This is a genomic window from Rhodococcus sp. Leaf278, from assembly GCF_001426085.1.
Classification (GTDB): Bacteria; Actinomycetota; Actinomycetes; order Mycobacteriales; family Mycobacteriaceae; genus Rhodococcoides.
The window spans coordinates 1-16343 of record NZ_LMRR01000044.1 but is presented as its reverse complement, the minus strand read 5'-3'; the positions used below and the strand labels follow the sequence as shown (position 1 = coordinate 16343).

The following is a 16343-nucleotide window of genomic DNA, read 5'->3' as shown; positions in this document are numbered from 1 at the left end:
GCGGTGGGTACACCGTCACGATGACTACGAACACCATGCGCGCGTTGGTCGTGGGTGCCACCGGAATTTCCGGGCAGGCCCTGTGCCACGCCGCACTCGAAGCAGGCTGGACCACCTATGGACTGAGTCGCAGCGGAAGTACCCCAGTCGACGGCGTTCTGCCGGTAGCTGCGGATCTACTCGACCCGAAATCCTTGCAGGACGCTCTGACCGACATTCGACCCGAGATCGTCTTCTTCACGGCGTGGATGAAGAAGGACTCCGAGAAGGAGAACATCGAGGTCAACTCGGCGACCCTACGCAATGTGTTGGACGTTCTCGGTCCCCTCGATTCGGTGAAGCACGTCGCGCTGATGACCGGACTCAAGCACTACCTCGGGCCGTTCGATGCCTACGGTGAGGCAGTGATGGCCGAGACGCCGTTCCACGAGACCGAGGACCGCCTCGACACCCCGAACTTCTACTACGCGCAGGAGGACGAACTGTTCGCCGGTGCCGAGAAGTTCGGATTCGGTTGGAGCGTGCATCGCGCGCACACCATCTCGGGATTCGCAGTCGGCAACGCGATGAACATGATGCTGACGCTGTCCGTGTACGCGTCGATCTGCAAGGAACTCGGCGAGAAGTTCGTCTTCCCCGGTTCCGAGACCCAGTGGAACGGGCTCACCGATCTCACCGACGCCGACCTGCTCGCCGAGCAGATGCTCTGGGCTGCAACCGATGACAATGCGCACAATGAAGCGTTCAACATCGCCAACGGTGACGTCTTCCGCTGGCGCTGGCTGTGGCCGCAGCTCGCCGAGATGTTCGGCGTCGAGCCAGAAGGTTTCGATAAGGAACCGCGCCCCCTCGAACCCCGCATGTCCGACGCGGCTGCCGCGTGGAAGCGCATCGCCGAGAAGCACGATCTGGTGGAGAGCGACGTCTCCCGCCTGGCATCGTGGTGGCACACCGACGGCGACCTCGGCCGCGACATGGAATGCCTGACGGACATGAACAAGTCGAAGAAGGCCGGCTTCCTCGGCTTCCGATCCACGCCGGATGCCATCGCCTCGGTGATTCAGCGGTACCGAGATGCGCGCCTGATTCCCTGAGAGAGCGCCGGAGCGGCTCCGCCGCACGTGCACGACAATTCGTAGTGGGCTACGAAGTTCCGTTCACATGGGGGTGGTGCCCTCGGTCAGATCCCGCACCTCGGCGTAGCGTTCGCGCACCGCCGGGGTCGGGTCTGCCTCATATGTCTTCGACGCTGCCTGCGCCCAGTTCGGCGGCTCGCTGGTTCCGGCCAGGGTCCACGCCGCCTGGCGCGCTGCGCCGTCGGCTACGTACTCTCCCGGCTCGGGCACGATCACCGGAACGCCGAGGATCGCCGGGGCCAGCTCGCGCACCGCAGCCGATTTTGCGCCGCCGCCGATGAGCAGCACCCGCTTCGTCTCCACCCCCTGCGCTCGCAGGTGGTCGATACCGTCCGCCAAACCGCACAGGAGACCTTCGACGGCCGCCCGCGCCAAGTGACCCGGCGTCGAATTACCCAGGCGCAGACCATGAATCGCACCGGACGCATCGGGACGGTTGGGGGTGCGCTCACCTTCGAGGTAGGGCACCAACACCAGTCCCTCGCTTGCCGTCGACAGTGCCAACCGAGACAACTCGTCGTGGTCGACGCCCAGCAGACGCGCCGTAGCGTCCAACACCCGAGCCGCGTTGAGGGTGCACACCAACGGCAGTTGACGGCCCGTGGCGTCGGCGAATCCGGCGACCAGTCCCGAACCATCGGCTGCCGCAACGGACGTCACCGCGGAGACGACACCGGACGTACCGATCGAGACGACCACATCACCGGGCTGCGCATCGAGAGCCAGCGCCGCCGCGGCGTTGTCCCCCGTCCCGGGTCCGATCAGTGCCCCGGCCGGTGTACGGCCGATCGCCTCGTTCGGCGAAGCGACGCGCGGCAGCAGTGGGTTACGCCCACGAAAGCCCAACTGCAACAGATCCGTTCGATATTCACCGGACGCCGCCGAGAAATACCCGGTGCCGCTGGCGTCACCGCGATCGGTAGCCAACGCGTCGAGCCCCGATGCGCCGCCGAGCTGCCAACCGATCCAATCGTGCGGAAGGCACACTGCCGCAGTGCGATCGGCGTTGTCGGGCTCGTTGTCGGCCAGCCACCGCAATTTGGCAATCGTGATCGAGGCCAACGGAACCACTCCGACGGCGTCGGCCCAGGCTTGCCCGCCGTCGCCGCCGGCCTGTTCGCCCAATTCCGCAATCAGGTCGTCTGCGGCCTGAGCCGACCGAGTATCGTTCCACAGCAGCGCCTTACGGACCACGGCCCCCGCGTCGTCGAGGCAGACCATGCCGTGCTGCTGCGCACCGACCGACACAGCGTCCACGTCGTCGAGCCCGCCTGCATCGGCGACCGCCTCGTCCAGCGCGTCTTTCCAGCGCTGCGGATCGATCTCGGTGCCGTCGGGATGACCGGCTCGGCCCTGGCGGACCAACTCCCCCGACTCGGCATCACGAACGAAAACTTTGCACGACTGAGTAGAGGAGTCGATTCCGGCAACGAGAGCCACGGTGAGCTGGTCCTTTCCTACGCAAGTGTGATCTACGACCCTACCCGCGCGAGACCCACGACCGGACGGACTCGAGCTACCTTCACTGACATGCGCGGAGAACCCGACGAATCCACCGACTTCCGGCTGACCGTGGCCACGGCGGCTCTCGACCTCTTCTCGGTCAAGGGCTACGAGTCGACGACGGTGGACGACATCGCCGGAGCCGCCGGAATCTCGCGACGGACATTCTTTCGTCAGTTCCGCGCCAAGGAAGACGTCGTCTTCGCCGATCACGAAATACTGCTCGAGCAGGCAGGCGCATTCCTCGACTCCAACCAAGGCGACCCGTGGCAGGCGGTGTGCGACGCCGCGCAGCAGGTGTACGAGCGATTCTCCGACTGGATCGAGATGTCGCGCCTGCGCTACCAGGTGGTGCACCGAAACCCTGCGCTGCGCGATCGAGAGATCGTCACCGTGTTTCGGTACGACCGACTTTTCGTCGAATATCTGCAGCGAGTGCGGCCGGATCATTCCCACCTGGAGATACTGCAGTTCTCGGCGTCGGTGACCGCGACACACAACTACATTCTTCGGCGGATGATTCGTGACGGCCTGCCCACGTCCGTCAGCGACCTGCGGTCTGCGTTGGCGCAGGTACGCGCGCAATTCCTCGGCGAGATCGTCGTCGCGTCGTTCCCCCGGGGCATGTCCGTCGCCAAAATCGTCGACGCCTTGGCCGATCACACAACAGACTGACCCGCCCGACGGCGTGGCACTCAGTGCCGCTTTCCGAGAACCCGCTCTTGAACCAGGAGCGATACGGACGTAACATGGGGTCATCCTTGGCACCGAGTGCCCTCATTGGGTAGTGCCGACCCCCTACATTCAAGGAGCGTGGCCGACATGGCCGGAAATCCCGACTTCGATCTGTATCAATCGCCCGAGGAGCACGACGAACTGCGCGCAGCCATTCGGGCACTGTCGGAGAAGGAGATCGCTCCCTACGCCAAAGAGGTGGACGAGGACTCACGCTTCCCGGAAGAGGCATTGAAGGCTCTCAACGCCTCCGGCTTCAACGCCATCCACGTTCCCGAGGAGTACGACGGCCAGGGTGCCGACTCGGTTGCCGCCTGCATCGTCATCGAAGAGGTCGCTCGCGTCTGCGGCTCGTCCTCGCTGATCCCCGCCGTCAACAAGCTCGGCACGATGGGACTGATCCTCAAGGGCTCCGAGGAGCTCAAGAAGCAGGTCCTGCCGTCCCTCGCCGGCGGTGCGATGGCGTCGTACGCCCTGTCCGAGCGCGAAGCGGGATCCGACGCAGCGGGCATGCGTACCCGCGCCAAGGCCGACGGTGACGACTGGATCCTCAACGGCTCCAAGTGTTGGATCACCAACGGCGGCAAGTCCGATTGGTACACCGTCATGGCGGTGACCGATCCCGACAAGGGTGCCAACGGCATCTCTGCATTCATCGTGCACAAGGACGACGAGGGATTCGTCGTCGGCCCCAAGGAGAAGAAGCTCGGCATCAAGGGCTCCCCGACGGCCGAGCTGTACTTCGAGAACTGCAAGGTCCCCGGCGATCGCATCATCGGCGAGCCCGGCACCGGCTTCAAGACCGCTCTCGAAACCCTCGATCACACCCGTCCGACCATCGGCGCGCAGGCCGTCGGCCTGGCACAGGGTGCCCTCGACGCAGCCATCGCGTACACCAAGGACCGCAAGCAGTTCGGCACCGCGATCTCGAGCTTCCAGGCCGTGCAGTTCATGCTCGCCGACATGGCGATGAAGGTCGAAGCCGCACGCCTGATGGTCTACAGCTCCGCAGCCCGCGCCGAGCGCGGCGAGAAGAACCTCGGGTTCATCTCGGCAGCAGCGAAGTGCTTCGCCTCGGACGTGGCCATGGAGGTCACCACAGACGCGGTGCAGCTCTTCGGCGGTGCCGGCTACACCACCGACTTCCCGGTCGAGCGCATGATGCGCGACGCCAAGATCACCCAGATCTACGAGGGCACCAACCAGATTCAGCGTGTCGTCATGTCGCGGGCGCTGCTCAAATGAGCGACATCCAACTCGTAGGCGTCATCGGCGGCGGCACCATGGGTGCCGGTATCGCCGAGATGTGTGCTCGCTCCGGCAGTTCCGTACTGATTCTCGAGACGAGCCAGGCGACGGCCGACGCAGCTGAAGCCCGCCTCGACAAGTCGTTCGCGCGCGCCGTCAAATCCGGCCGCATCGAGTCCGACGCGGCCGAGAAGGCCCGCGCTGCAATCACGTTGACGCTCGACATCAACGATTTCGCAGACCGCGACCTCGTGGTCGAGGCGGCACCGGAGATCGAGTCGCTCAAGCTCGATCTGTTCGGCAAGCTCGATTCCATCGTCAAACCCGAGGGAATCCTGGCCACGAATACCTCGTCGATTCCGGTCATCAAGATGGCCAACGCGACGAAGCGTCCCGACAAGGTCGTCGGCGTGCACTTCTTCAACCCCGTGCCGGTGCTGCCGTTGGTGGAGATCGTCGTCAGCCTGCTCACCAGCGAAGAGACGGTATCCGCGGTGACGGATTACGCGGGCAACACCCTGGGCAAGAAGACGATTCGCGCCGGCGATCGCGCCGGATTCATCGTCAACGCACTGCTCATCCCGTACATGGTCTCTGCTATTCGGATGCTCGAGTCCGGCTTCGCCAGCGCGGAGGATATCGACGAGGGCATGGTCAACGGCTGCGCTCATCCGATGGGTCCGCTACGCCTGACCGACACCGTCGGCCTCGACGTCACCCTCGCGGTGGCAGAGTCGCTGTACGCCGAGTTCCGGGAACCGCACTACGCGCCGCCGCCGCTGCTGCAGCGCATGGTGGACGCCGGAATGCTGGGCCGTAAAACCGGCAAGGGTTTCTACACGTACTCGTAGCAGCCTCCAGCCCCCAGCCCCCCGTTTGGATGAATGTGGCATTCAGCTTCTTGGAGAAGCTGAATGCCACATTCATTCGTTGGTGGGGTGGCGTGAACAGGAGCTTCGATCGGTCACAGTTTGTGGCCGAACGGTTCGGGGCATGCGTGGAGGACACGGAATCGAGCAGAGGTTCTTCACGCATTTCACCGCATTCGGAGACGATTCGACAGTGAGCGATCAGTACACTTTCACCAACCCCGTCACGCAGTACCGCCAGGACGGATTCCCCGAGCAGCACCAGGATCCACCCGGTTTGGCCGCAGACCTTCAACCTCTCGCCGATCACGGTGAGGACAGCTATCGCGGCTCCGGTCGCCTGACCGGCCGCAAAGCGCTCGTCACGGGTGCCGACTCCGGAATCGGTCGAGCAGCTGCAATTGCCATCGCCCGCGAAGGTGCAGACGTGGTTCTCAACTACTTGCCGTCGGAGGAAAAAGACGCCCAGGAAGTTGCGCAGTTGGTACGCGACGCCGGACGCACCGCAGTCCTGGCTCCGGCAGATATCACCGACGAGCAGGCAGCGCGCGGAATTGTGCGCACCGCTGTCGACGAGCTCGGCGGCCTCGACCTGTTGATCAACGTTGCCGGTAAGCAGCAATTCGTCGAGGATCTGGCCGACCTGTCGTCCGAGCAATTCGATCAGACGTTCAAAACCAACGTGTACGCGCTGTTCTGGATCATCCAGGAAGCTGTGCCGCACATGCCTGCCGGTTCGACGATCGTGAACACCAGTTCCATTCAGGCGTACACACCGTCGCCCGGTCTGGTGGATTACGCGACGACGAAGATGGCCATCAACACGATCAGCAAGGCTCTTGCCCAGCAGTTGGCACCCAAGGGAATTCGCGTCAATGTTGTTGCGCCGGGCCCCTTCTGGACGCCACTGCAGGCAGCCGGCGGTCAGCCGACCTCGGCACTGCCGGAATTCGGCAAGGAGACACCGCTCGGACGCGCGGGGCAACCCGCCGAGATCGCCGGTGCCTACGTCTACCTGTCCTCGGCCGAATCGGGCTACGTCTCCGGCGAGACATTGAACGTCAACGGCGGCATGCCGACGCCGTAGTCGGCACCCGTTCTGCGTGAATGGACCGTTCACACCCGTCCGGGCTCGTGAATGGTCCATTCACGCATCTGGAGAAATCAGTCCTTCGGACCACCGGCGGCGTACACGACCTGGCCCGAGATGAAGCCGGCTCCCTCGCTCACGAAGAACGAGGCGAGGTGCGCAATATCGTCGGGGTGTCCGACACGATTGACCGGAATCTGCGACGCTGCAGCAGCTTTGAAATCCTCGAACGACATTCCGACGCGTTCTGCGGTCGCCGCCGTCATTTCGGTCTCGATGAATCCCGGGGCGATGGCATTCGCGGTGACGCCGAACTTGCCGAGTTCGATAGCCAGGGTCTTGGTGAATCCCTGCATGCCGGCCTTGGCGGCCGAGTAGTTTGCCTGGCCACGGTTACCGAGGGCAGACGTGCTCGACAGGTTGACGATTCGGCCCCACTTGGCGTCGATCATGTGCTTCTGCACCGCGCGTGTCATGAGGAACGATCCACGAAGGTGCACGCCGAGAACGGAATCCCAATCCTGCACCGTCATCTTGAACAGCAGATTGTCCCGAGTGATGCCGGCGTTGTTGATCAACACGGTCGGCGCACCGAACTCGCTCGCGATGCGATCGACCGCGGTCTGGACCGATTCCTCGTCGGCGACGTTGGCTCCGATGGCCACTGCCTGCCCGCCTGCGGCCTCGATCGCGCCGACGGTGTCGCTGCATGCGGCCTCGTCGAGGTCCACCACGGCGACGCCGAAACCGTCCTTGGCCAGCCGCTTCGCCACAGCTGCGCCGATTCCACGCGCACTACCGGTGACGATGGCCGTCTTGATCTGATCACTCACGAATATCTCCTAAAAGACGCCGAACCAAATAACCTGTCATCTGTTTCTACCAACACACAAGACACGGTCAGTACGCAGCCACCGCCCCGTCGAGTGCCTTCTGCATTCCTTCCGCCACCACCCGGGTGATGTCGATCGGCTTCTGGGGCAGATCGGTGACGGGGGTGTCGATGTAGACGCTCGCCTGCTTCACTTTCGCCGAGCCGGGGCCGTAGCTCAATCCGATGCAGATCAGCACCGGTTCGACGCCGAGTTTCCGGGCTCGCATCGCGATGTGGCCGATTCCGCTGCCGACGTGCTGCACCGTCGTCGGATCCTCGAGGTTGCAGGTGCCCTCGGGGAACACTGCGAGGTCGTCGCCCCGCTTCATGCGCTCGGCACTGACATCCATCATGCGGTTGCCCGCAGCACTGACGGCGCGCATTCCATGATTCTTGCCACGGAAGACGGGAATGCCACCCATCATGTCGATTCGCTTGCGCTGCTTGGGTTCCTGGAACAACTCATCCTTGGCCAATACCCTCGTACGGCCGATCACCGGACGCAGCGGCGACGCCCACGCCGCCGCTGCGAGGGTGTACGGATCACTCTCGGTGAGGTGATTGACCGCGATGAGCAATCGAGTGTTGTCGTACACCAGACGCCGCAATTCCTCCCGGGCACCGTCGGGATACGACACGCGTGGGCGAAAACGTCGGGCGAGGGCCGCGTATGCCAGCCTCGCGACCTGACGATTCTGTTGGTGACGCAGATAGAAGTCGTACACGGTCACATCGTTCTCGAGAATTACCGCAGGCCGCTCCATGACGCGAGCTTAGCCTCACGCCCGTGAGGATCCCATAGCCCGGATCCCGACGCAGAGTCCGACCACCGCGGTAGCTACGGCGGCAGTGACACCGGCCGTCACCGTCGAACTCGTGAAGTCGCCCGCGAACAGGGCACGTTCGGCGTCGACCAGATATCCGAGTGGGTTGATGTTCACCAAGAACTGCATCCATCCCGGGGCCGCGGTCAGCGGAAGCATGGTGCCGGAGAGGATGAGCAGCGGAAACATCAGGGTCTGTTGGACCGACCAGAACACCCAATCCTGACCGCGCACAGCCAAAGCCAGCGTGTAGGACAACGCGCCGAGCCCGACGCCGAACACGCCGAGGAGCACAACCCCCACGACCGCGCCGATCGCGTTCACCGACATACCGAGCGGCAATGCGACCAGAATGATCAAGACGGCCTGAGCAGCAAGCGGCACCATTTCCTTGAACGCGCGCCCGACGAGCAGAGCCGCTCGCGGTAACGGCGTCACCAACATCCGTTCGTGGGAACCCTGCTGCAGTTCGGCCAGCAAATTCGAGCCCGTCATCGACGTTCCGAAGATCGTGATCATCGCAAGAACCCCTGGAACGAACCAGTCCCACACGCTTCCGCTACCCAGACCGGGCACCTCGGTGAGAAGCGGGCCGAACAGTGCCAGCAGTATCAGCGGCTGCACGAGACTGAATATGACGGTGAACGGATCGCGCTTCATCGGCCGCAGTTCCCGGCCCATCACCAAAACGCTTCCCGAGAGTACGTTCATCGGAGTTCTCCGGCTGCGCTTGCAGTTTCGAGGGAAGAGCTGTCCCCTGCGGCGCTCTCGCGAAGACTGCGCCCGGTGAGGCCGAGGAACACGTCGTCGAGTGTCGGTCGCGTCATGTCCGCCGTGTGCACCGTGATTCCATGAGACCCGCTCAGCCGCAGTAGATCCGGAAGAACCACCTCAGCCCGCTCGACCCGAATGTTCAATCGCGAACCCGCAACCGTCACGTCTCTGACCCCTTCGATACCACCGAGGAGCGCACCCAGAGCTGACGCGTCGGACACGGTGAGAACGATCAGGTCGCCGGCCAGTTCCGATTTGAGCGCCGTGGCCGTGTCGTCGGCGATGACAGTGCCGCGATCGACGACGATCACCCGCTCGGCCATCGAATCGGCCTCGTCGAGGTAGTGCGTGGTGAGCACGATGGTGGTGCCCATCTCCCGCCTGAGCCGCAGAATGTGATCCCACAGATTCGCTCGGCTCTGCGGGTCCATACCGGTGGTCGGTTCGTCGAGAAACAGCAACGGTGGGCGGTGCACCAAGCCCAAGGCGATGTCGAGTCGACGCCGCTGCCCGCCGGACAGCGTCGACACGGTGCGAGCCGCGAGCTCGCGTAGTTCGAGTGCCTGGATCAATTCGTCTGCGCGAGTGCGTGATCGTCGACGCGTCATGCCGTAGCACAACCCCTGCACCACCAGTTCGTCTCGGACCCGCTGATTGTGGCCCGCACCGTTGCCCTGGCCGACATAGCCGAGACTGCGTCGAACACGGTCCCGATCCTTCGCCACATCGAATCCGGCGATACGCGCCGAACCCGACGTCGGTTCGAGCAGCGTGGTCAGCATGCGCAGAGTGGTCGACTTACCGGCCCCGTTCGGTCCGAGCAGAGCCACCAGCTCTCCCTCACCGATCGCCAGATCGATGCCGCGCACCGCCTCGACGGTCTTCTTGCCCTGCCGAAAAGTCTTGGTCAGTTCCGATGTTTCGATCATCTGTGACGCCCCTCGTCGCACTGAGTGAATCCGTACGACGAAGACGTTAAAAACGATCGCGGTCAGCGTCGGTCCGCGTTGCCACGACTCCCGACATCAGCCGAAGACGGGGAACTTACGTTTGCGCGCAAGTTCGTCCATTCCGGACTGGATGCTCGCGCGCACCTCCTCGTACTTCGCGTCGATGTAGGCCTCGTCGTCGCATCGTGCCGGATCGTGGTCGAGTTCGACGGGAGGCATGAATCGGGTACGGATCTTTGCGGGCAACGGAATCTGTGGGAGCGCCGCGGGCGCAATGATCCACGGTAGTGAGATCGCGATGGGAAAGACCTTCAACCGCGCAATCTTGTCCAGCTTCAGCGCTTTCGACAGCTTGTCGCCGCGAATGAGTACCGGCATGGCGTCGGCACCGCCCACTGTTGCCACCGGCACGATCGGTACGCCCATCCGAATGGCGAGCTTGATGAAGCCGGTTCGCCCGCCCAGCGTTGCCTCGTCGCGCTTGCTCCACGGCCGCAGTGAATCGACCTCACCGCCCGGCCACACGATGACGTCCCGTCCCTCGGCCAATGCGGTCGACATCGAGTCCGGGGCGGCAGGAAGCACACCCATGGATCGAAAGACTTTGCCGATCAGCGGGAACGCCATCAGAGCGTCGTGCGCGGTGCCGTGCAGAATGCGCTTCTCGCCGAAGTGTCGCCACCACTGCGCGCCGACGGTCCACGCATCCCACACGAACGGCGCACCCGAATGCACGCCGACGACGAGAACCGGCGACTCGGGAATGGTCTCCCACCCGTCGATCTCCATTCGGAAATAACGGTCCATCACCCCGTTCCAGAGCTTTTGCTGACGGTCCATCGCGACGGTGTTCTGATCGTCGAGGTCCCAGCCGCCCGCGCGTTCGGCAACGACCGCCCCGAGGCCACCGGACGTCTTCTCGCGACGTTCCTTCATCTTCAGCCGGGCCGCCGCCGCGTAGCGCTGTGCCTGTTCGCGCAATTGGACCTTCGCCTGGTCCCCCGTCGAACCTCCGGTGTCGTCCCCACCCATTACGTGATCCCCATCACTCATACCCGCACGGTACTCCACCCGCCCACCGGCGACCGACAACCAGCGCTCGTTACCCCACGCGACGTCTTACCTGTCCGTTATGGTCGAAATTCGAGCCGAACGAACGAGGTACACCGATGGATCCGATCGAACCGGCCTACGGCACGACGGCACTACTACTGATCGCCGCCGCTGCCGTAGCAATCCTGCTCTTCCTCATCATGAAGGTGAAACTGCACGCCTTCGTCTCGCTTGTCCTCGTCAGCGCGGTCACCGCCGTCGCCGCGGGCATCCCACTTGCAGATGTACCGTCGGCGCTGCTCTCGGGCTTCAGTTCCACGCTCGGGTCGGTGGCACTTCTGGTCGCCCTCGGTGTCATGGTCGGCAGACTGCTCGAAATCACCGGTGGCGCTCAAGTATTGGCCGATACCCTGATCAATCGCTTCGGGGCGAAACGCGCGCCTCTCGCGCTCGGCGTGGCCGCGCTCATCTTCGGCTTTCCCATCTTCTTCGATGCCGGTCTCGTCGTCTTTCTGCCGATCATCTTCACCGTTGCCAAACGATTCGGCGGATCGGTTCTGCTGTACGCCCTCCCCACCGCCGGTGCCTTTGCCGCGATGCACGCCATCGTCCCACCGCACCCGGGCCCGGTCGCTGCCACCGAATTGCTGGGCGGCGACATCGGATCGGTCCTTCTCGTCGGCGTTCCCGTCGCCATCGTGTCCTGGTTCGTCGGCTCGTACCTCGTCGGTACCCAACTCGGGAAGAGATTCAATCCCGTACCCGCCGATCTGTTCTCCGACGGCGCAGCCGATTCCGAGGCACACGACAAGGAGATGGCCGCTCTGCGCGACCCGGCGCCGAAGTTCGCCGCAGTGCTCTTCATCCTGCTGACACCACTGGTACTCATCTCGCTCAACACCGTCGTGAACACGCTGACCACCTCCGGTGTACTGACCGGCGACGAAACCTGGGCCGCTGCCCTGACGCTTATCGGCCAGACGCCCATCGCCTTGCTCATTACCCTGCTGCTGGCCTTGTTCATCCTCGCGCCCGGACGCTTCCCGGTGGCCGACGGTGCAAAATACATGGATCAGGCCCTCGGGCCCATCTGCTCGATCATCTTGATCACCGGTGCCGGCGGCATGTTTGGCGGGGTGTTGCGGGCCAGCGGCATCGGGCAGTCCCTGACTGCCTCGTTGTCGGACCTCGGACTGCCGATTCTGCTGCAGGCCTTCCTGATTGCCACTGCACTGCGCGTGGCACAGGGATCCGCTACCGTCGCATTGACCACTACCGCCGGACTGATCTCGACCCAGGTGGCCGAACTGGATCTGAGCAATTTCAAGATTGCGCTGCTGGTGTTCGCACTGGCCGCCGGAGCCACCGTGCTCTCCCACGTCAACGATTCCGGCTTCTGGCTCGTCAGCCGCTTCTTCGGCATGGACGAGAAGACGACCCTCAAGACGTGGACCGTCATGGAAACGACACTGGGACTGGCTATCTTCGCCGTAGCATCACTGCTGTGGGTGGTGTTCTAATCCACTCGGATCTTCGGTGCAAAAACCTTCGATCAGCGAGGGTTTCTGCACCCAATTCCGGTCAGGGAACCGTCGCGGCCACTACACCGTCATACTCACATGCTCAACGATGTTCTCAGTGCCCAGGACGGCGTGATCACCGGCACCCAGGCGATCGCATGCGGACTGTCACGGCAGCAGGTGGCGCGACGCGTTCGCTCCGGCTCGTGGGAACGCAGAGCCCCGAACGTCTACTTCGTCTGCGATCGTGAGTTCAGTGACCGCGCCCGAGTGCGGTGCGCGGTGTGGGGATCCGGAGCAGGTGCCGCAGCGTCCGGGATGACCGCAGCCTTCTGGCTCGACCTCGAACCGAGACTGCCCGGAATCCTCGAGGTCACCACTCCACGTCGAGGACGGTCACACGCACTACCCGGCACCTGTGTGCGACGACGGAACCTGGCATTCTCCGATGTGATCGTCCGGAAAGGCGTACGCGTCACGGCAATTGCGCTCACCGTCCTGGAGGCCGCGGTCGGTGCAGCGGGCGGCGTCGGCGTCATGGATCGGGCGCTCGGGCGTCACACGAGCATCGGCGCGCTTCGTGCCGCACATGCTCGCAATTCGGGCCGGCGCGGTTCAGCGGCCGCCGGCCGGTTGCTGAAGGCAGCCGAAAGTGGCGCTCGGTCCGAGGCGGAGCGAATTATCGTTCGGCTGCTGACGGACGCAGGTATCACCGGCTGGGTGGCGAACTTCCGCTATGGCAGTTTCGTCATCGATGTCGCGTTCCCCGCCGTGCGGTTGGCAATCGAGATCGACGGGTGGGCGTTCCACAGCGACGCAACCGCGTTTCAGAGTGACCGACACCGCCAGAACGAGCTCAGCCGCGACTGGACGGTGTTGCGGTATACCTGGGCTGATCTGGTGGACCGACCCGAGTCTGTCCTGGCCCAGATTCGGTGCAGAATCCCTCACTGAGCGAGGGATTTTGCACCCGAACAGCGCGACGACCACCCACACGATGCCGGGCAGGAAGGTCAGTCGGGCGAGTTGATCGGCATCGGAGTCCCGCGCCCGTCCGGCGCTGCGCGATTTCTGGAGTTCGAAAACGGGGCGCGGGCCGCTTCGTTGTCGCATTGATGCTAGGGGTGGTGCCCTAGGCGCTGTCGGTTAGGGCGGGTTCGTGACGGTGAATCCGGACGAATACAAGCCCGTCTGGGCACGGATCACCGAGTTGCTGCGGCTGAATGGTATTGGCCCGGGCGATTCGGAATCGAACACGTCGACGCTGCAGGAATGATTTTCGTCGAGACGGTGTCGCTGCCTGCCGTCGCCTTCTGGTTCACCCACGACTGCTGGAAATATCCGGGCCTTCTACCGTCGACCGATACGCTCAGCCCCTCGGGGAGGGTCGACATACCCCGGCTGTGGATTCGGGTCGAACAAGACTCACCCGAGGAGCCCAAGCCCTCAGGATCGACCGAAGTCGATACAGCAGGCGGATGGGCAAGCACGTACGACCGCCGTTTCGTGCCGGTAGCGGACCTCGATGGTGCAACGCTGGCCGTCGACACCAGACCCGGGCCGTTGTAGGGGTGCACCAGTGAGTACACGGGCGCATTCTTCGAAGAATCAAGCGTTCGTCGGAGCGGTCTGGCGGATCTCCTTGGCGAACTACACAGTGCATGGGAGGGCCGGACTCCGTTTGCTCAGCGCTATCGAGCAAGCCTCGACACCGGCAGCATCGAATGGACATCCTGACCGTCGTGCACAGATACCGAGGGCGCAAGTAGATGCCCGTGCAGTTCGGTTCACTCGTCGGCCTCGAGCACGCATCCCCCTGGCGGAAGCTCCAGGACGATCACGTCGTGTCCCTCTCCGGTGACGATTGCAGTGAAGACCGTTTCCGCTCCACCCATCGACACCCACCAATTCATGTTCGCCCCACGAACACGCGGCACCTGCCGATATACCGCTCGGGCGTCTCCGACGAAAGCACCGGGGTGCAGCCTCCGCGCGGTATCGACAACGGTACGGCGCACGTGGTCGAGATCGAGGAGGTCGTCGTCGTCCGACAGCTGCGATGGTCGAAAATCAATGAGCGGGAAAGGTACTCGAACGACCGGCAGAGTAGCGGCGTAGGCCATCGACCCCTCCGAGAACGCCGGGTCGCCCCATTCGAGCACGCCGTCCACGAACGAGGGCGTCACGTCGTCGTAAATCGCAGATCCCGTTTCGACGCTGCGGTGCAACGCTGCAATGAACTCGGTCAGTGAGTCGAACCAGGGCGCACCCTGGTCAGCGGAATCGTACGAGAAGCTGCGGATACAACCTCCCCGGGCACCCGGGCGTGTGTCGACGTAAAGTGTTCCGCCTGAACCGTCTTCGGCGAACGGAACATACGCCGGGACGAACATCTCCGCCGTCTCACCTGCCTCCTGGGCAAGGACTTCGACAGGCCAGTCCTCACCCAGATCATCGATCGGATGCGGATTTTCGAGACTGAACCTGTGCCGATCCACCGCCCGGTCGAGCGAGTACAGAGTGAAGTACGGCAAGACGGAACCGACCGGCACGTACTCCTCGCCGTAAGTTTCGTGCTGTCCGTCGTGCAACCCGTAGAACTCGCGCAGTTCCTCCGTCCACGGGGTCGTCGCACGTTCGGCGGCTTCACGCTCGCCCGCAGTTCGTGGCGGCCGAATCGACGCAGCGGTGACGGGCGCGCGTTCTCGAAGCGTCGCCATGTATGCCGTCCATACCTCGGTGAGGTTCACGACTCGAACCTAGACGAACCTCACTGCACCGGCACCAGAATTCGCCACGCGCCCAGTGCCAATGAGCCGACGGTGACCAGCAGGAACAACCCGACCCACACGATGCCGGGCAGGAAGGTCAGTCGGGCGAGTTGATCGGCATCGGAGTCCCGTGCCCGTCCGGCGCTGCGGGATTTCTGCAGTTCGAGAACGGGCCTCGGCCCAGCGATCAACAGGAAGAACGTGATGAAGTACGCCGCCGCGACCTGCTGCTCACCGGTGCCCCACCAGGACACCACGAACAGGGCAGCACCGACGACGACGAGCGACAGCAAGCCGTAGATGTTGCGAATCATCAACAGCATCAACGCAATCGAGATGACGCCGATCCACAGCACCGCCACCGCATGTTGGGTGCCGAGCACGAAGGCGGCACCGAGTCCGAGTAGCGACGGCCCCACATAGCCGGCGAAGGTCATCGCGATGACGCCGAGGCCGGTGGGCTTTCCCTTCGAGATCGCGACGCCGGAGGTGTCCGAGTGCAGACGCAACCCCATCAATTGCCGACCGGTGATCAGCGCGACGAACAAGTGCGCGCCCTCGTGCGCAATGGTGACCACGTTGCGCGCGATCCGCCACGTCTGCGGCAACACGACGATGACGAGCGCAACCAGAGCCGCAACTTGGACGATCCACACCGGTGGATCAGGACTCACCGCGGAGATGCGGTCCCAGAATTCGTTCACACCCAAGTATGCGGCTTCGCCGCAGGCACTAGGACGCGCGTGCTTCGGCCTTGGCGCGTTCGCGGGCCAGGGAGCGGTCTCGCATTTCCTCGAATTTGGTGGCTTGGCGTTCGAGGTCTTCGAGGAATGCGGCGAGTTCTTCGCGTGTGTTCTCGCCGCGGGCGGTGAAGTCGGTGCGCTCGAAGACGTTCCATTTACGCAGGACCGGCCAGACGACGTCTTCGAGGTGCTGACGCAGGTCGTAGATGCCGTGCTTGGCCATGAGCACACCGTTGCGGCGGAAGTTCGGCAT

At 63.7% G+C, this 16343-nt stretch carries 17 protein-coding genes and 1 pseudogene; 8 read left to right on the top strand and 10 right to left on the bottom strand.

What is annotated here, in order from left to right:
• Window positions 1-20: 20 nt before the first annotated feature.
• Complete coding sequence (locus tag ASG84_RS24495; RefSeq protein WP_057479569.1) at window positions 21-1094, top strand: SDR family oxidoreductase; 1074 nt, start codon at window positions 21-23, stop codon at window positions 1092-1094.
• 63 nt (window positions 1095-1157) lie between these two features.
• On the opposite strand, the gene ASG84_RS24490 is transcribed toward ASG84_RS24495, so the two are convergent.
• Window positions 1158-2576, bottom strand: a complete 1419-nt coding sequence (locus ASG84_RS24490; RefSeq protein ID WP_057479568.1) for a xylulokinase — start codon at window positions 2574-2576, stop codon at window positions 1158-1160.
• Between the two features lie 90 nt (window positions 2577-2666).
• On the opposite strand from ASG84_RS24490, the gene ASG84_RS24485 reads away from it, so the two are divergent.
• From ASG84_RS24485 to ASG84_RS24470, 4 genes are all read left to right on the top strand, one after another.
• The gene (locus ASG84_RS24485; RefSeq protein WP_057479567.1) at window positions 2667-3314 is read left to right on the top strand and encodes a TetR family transcriptional regulator; all 648 of its coding nucleotides are present in this window, start codon (window positions 2667-2669) and stop codon (window positions 3312-3314) included.
• 147 nt (window positions 3315-3461) lie between these two features.
• Window positions 3462-4619, top strand: a complete 1158-nt coding sequence (locus ASG84_RS24480) for an acyl-CoA dehydrogenase (protein WP_032378347.1) — start codon at window positions 3462-3464, stop codon at window positions 4617-4619.
• A gap of 5 nt (window positions 4620-4624) precedes the next feature.
• Window positions 4625-5473, top strand: a complete 849-nt coding sequence (locus ASG84_RS24475; protein WP_327213127.1) for a 3-hydroxybutyryl-CoA dehydrogenase — start codon at window positions 4625-4627, stop codon at window positions 5471-5473.
• A gap of 142 nt (window positions 5474-5615) precedes the next feature.
• Window positions 5616-6578: a glucose 1-dehydrogenase gene (locus tag ASG84_RS24470; protein WP_082521201.1), complete on the top strand. Its 963-nt coding sequence runs from the start codon at window positions 5616-5618 to the stop codon at window positions 6576-6578.
• Window positions 6579-6655: 77 nt separating this feature from the next.
• Here ASG84_RS24470 and ASG84_RS24465 read toward each other — a convergent pair whose 3' ends face one another.
• The 5 genes from ASG84_RS24465 to ASG84_RS24445 form a co-directional block, all read right to left on the bottom strand.
• Window positions 6656-7414 carry an SDR family oxidoreductase gene (locus tag ASG84_RS24465; RefSeq protein WP_057479565.1) on the bottom strand — a complete coding sequence of 253 codons (759 nt, stop codon included), beginning with the start codon at window positions 7412-7414 and terminating at the stop codon, window positions 6656-6658.
• Between the two features lie 67 nt (window positions 7415-7481).
• Entirely contained in the window at window positions 7482-8219 is a 738-nt protein-coding gene (locus ASG84_RS24460) for a 1-acyl-sn-glycerol-3-phosphate acyltransferase (protein WP_057479564.1), read from the bottom strand.
• 15 nt (window positions 8220-8234) lie between these two features.
• Window positions 8235-8990 (bottom strand): ABC transporter permease, encoded by a 756-nt coding sequence (locus ASG84_RS24455; RefSeq protein ID WP_057479563.1) that lies wholly within the window; start codon window positions 8988-8990, stop codon window positions 8235-8237.
• Window positions 8987-9982, bottom strand: coding sequence for an ABC transporter ATP-binding protein (locus ASG84_RS24450; protein ID WP_057479562.1), 996 nt, complete (start codon window positions 9980-9982; stop codon window positions 8987-8989). Before ASG84_RS24450 ends, ASG84_RS24455 begins: the two co-directional genes overlap by 4 nt.
• Window positions 9983-10078: 96 nt before the next feature.
• Window positions 10079-11035 (bottom strand): lysophospholipid acyltransferase family protein, encoded by a 957-nt coding sequence (locus ASG84_RS24445; RefSeq protein WP_057479561.1) that lies wholly within the window; start codon window positions 11033-11035, stop codon window positions 10079-10081.
• A gap of 137 nt (window positions 11036-11172) precedes the next feature.
• On the opposite strand from ASG84_RS24445, the gene ASG84_RS24440 reads away from it, so the two are divergent.
• A complete protein-coding gene (locus ASG84_RS24440) occupies window positions 11173-12576 on the top strand; it encodes a GntP family permease (protein WP_057479560.1) in 1404 nt (467 codons plus the stop codon).
• A 99-nt stretch (window positions 12577-12675) separates the two neighbouring features.
• Window positions 12676-13530: a type IV toxin-antitoxin system AbiEi family antitoxin domain-containing protein gene (locus ASG84_RS24435; protein ID WP_057479559.1), complete on the top strand. Its 855-nt coding sequence runs from the start codon at window positions 12676-12678 to the stop codon at window positions 13528-13530.
• Between the two features lie 21 nt (window positions 13531-13551).
• Here the strand turns inward: ASG84_RS24435 and ASG84_RS27685 are convergent.
• Window positions 13552-13677: pseudogene (locus tag ASG84_RS27685) on the bottom strand (M50 family metallopeptidase); the annotation flags it as partial.
• 171 nt (window positions 13678-13848) lie between these two features.
• On the opposite strand from ASG84_RS27685, the gene ASG84_RS24430 reads away from it, so the two are divergent.
• Window positions 13849-14145, top strand: a complete 297-nt coding sequence (locus ASG84_RS24430) for a hypothetical protein (RefSeq protein ID WP_057479558.1) — start codon at window positions 13849-13851, stop codon at window positions 14143-14145.
• A gap of 218 nt (window positions 14146-14363) precedes the next feature.
• Here ASG84_RS24430 and ASG84_RS24425 read toward each other — a convergent pair whose 3' ends face one another.
• The 3 genes from ASG84_RS24425 to ASG84_RS24415 all read right to left on the bottom strand — a co-directional run.
• Window positions 14364-15326, bottom strand: a complete 963-nt coding sequence (locus tag ASG84_RS24425; protein ID WP_057479557.1) for an SMI1/KNR4 family protein — start codon at window positions 15324-15326, stop codon at window positions 14364-14366.
• Between the two features lie 20 nt (window positions 15327-15346).
• Window positions 15347-16051, bottom strand: a complete 705-nt coding sequence (locus tag ASG84_RS24420) for a M50 family metallopeptidase (RefSeq protein WP_032405193.1) — start codon at window positions 16049-16051, stop codon at window positions 15347-15349.
• A 28-nt stretch (window positions 16052-16079) separates the two neighbouring features.
• A partial coding sequence (locus tag ASG84_RS24415) for an acyl-ACP desaturase (protein WP_057476391.1) occupies window positions 16080-16343 on the bottom strand: 264 nt, incomplete at its 5' end.

What these genes read in the sequence shown, in the direction of transcription:
- ASG84_RS24460 (WP_057479564.1), bottom strand. Translation starts at nt 8,219, where the DNA reads ATGGAGCGGCCTGCGGTAATTCTCGAGAACGATGTGACCGTGTACGAC.
- ASG84_RS24480 (WP_032378347.1), top strand. Translation starts at nt 3,462, where the DNA reads ATGGCCGGAAATCCCGACTTCGATCTGTATCAATCGCCCGAGGAGCAC.
- ASG84_RS24470 (WP_082521201.1), top strand. Translation starts at nt 5,616, where the DNA reads ATGCGTGGAGGACACGGAATCGAGCAGAGGTTCTTCACGCATTTCACC.
- ASG84_RS24495 (WP_057479569.1), top strand. Translation starts at nt 21, where the DNA reads ATGACTACGAACACCATGCGCGCGTTGGTCGTGGGTGCCACCGGAATT.
- ASG84_RS24440 (WP_057479560.1), top strand. Translation starts at nt 11,173, where the DNA reads ATGGATCCGATCGAACCGGCCTACGGCACGACGGCACTACTACTGATC.
- ASG84_RS24445 (WP_057479561.1), bottom strand. Translation starts at nt 11,035, where the DNA reads ATGGGTGGGGACGACACCGGAGGTTCGACGGGGGACCAGGCGAAGGTC.
- ASG84_RS24485 (WP_057479567.1), top strand. Translation starts at nt 2,667, where the DNA reads ATGCGCGGAGAACCCGACGAATCCACCGACTTCCGGCTGACCGTGGCC.
- ASG84_RS24450 (WP_057479562.1), bottom strand. Translation starts at nt 9,982, where the DNA reads ATGATCGAAACATCGGAACTGACCAAGACTTTTCGGCAGGGCAAGAAG.
- ASG84_RS24435 (WP_057479559.1), top strand. Translation starts at nt 12,676, where the DNA reads ATGCTCAACGATGTTCTCAGTGCCCAGGACGGCGTGATCACCGGCACC.
- ASG84_RS24430 (WP_057479558.1), top strand. Translation starts at nt 13,849, where the DNA reads ATGATTTTCGTCGAGACGGTGTCGCTGCCTGCCGTCGCCTTCTGGTTC.
- ASG84_RS24455 (WP_057479563.1), bottom strand. Translation starts at nt 8,990, where the DNA reads ATGAACGTACTCTCGGGAAGCGTTTTGGTGATGGGCCGGGAACTGCGG.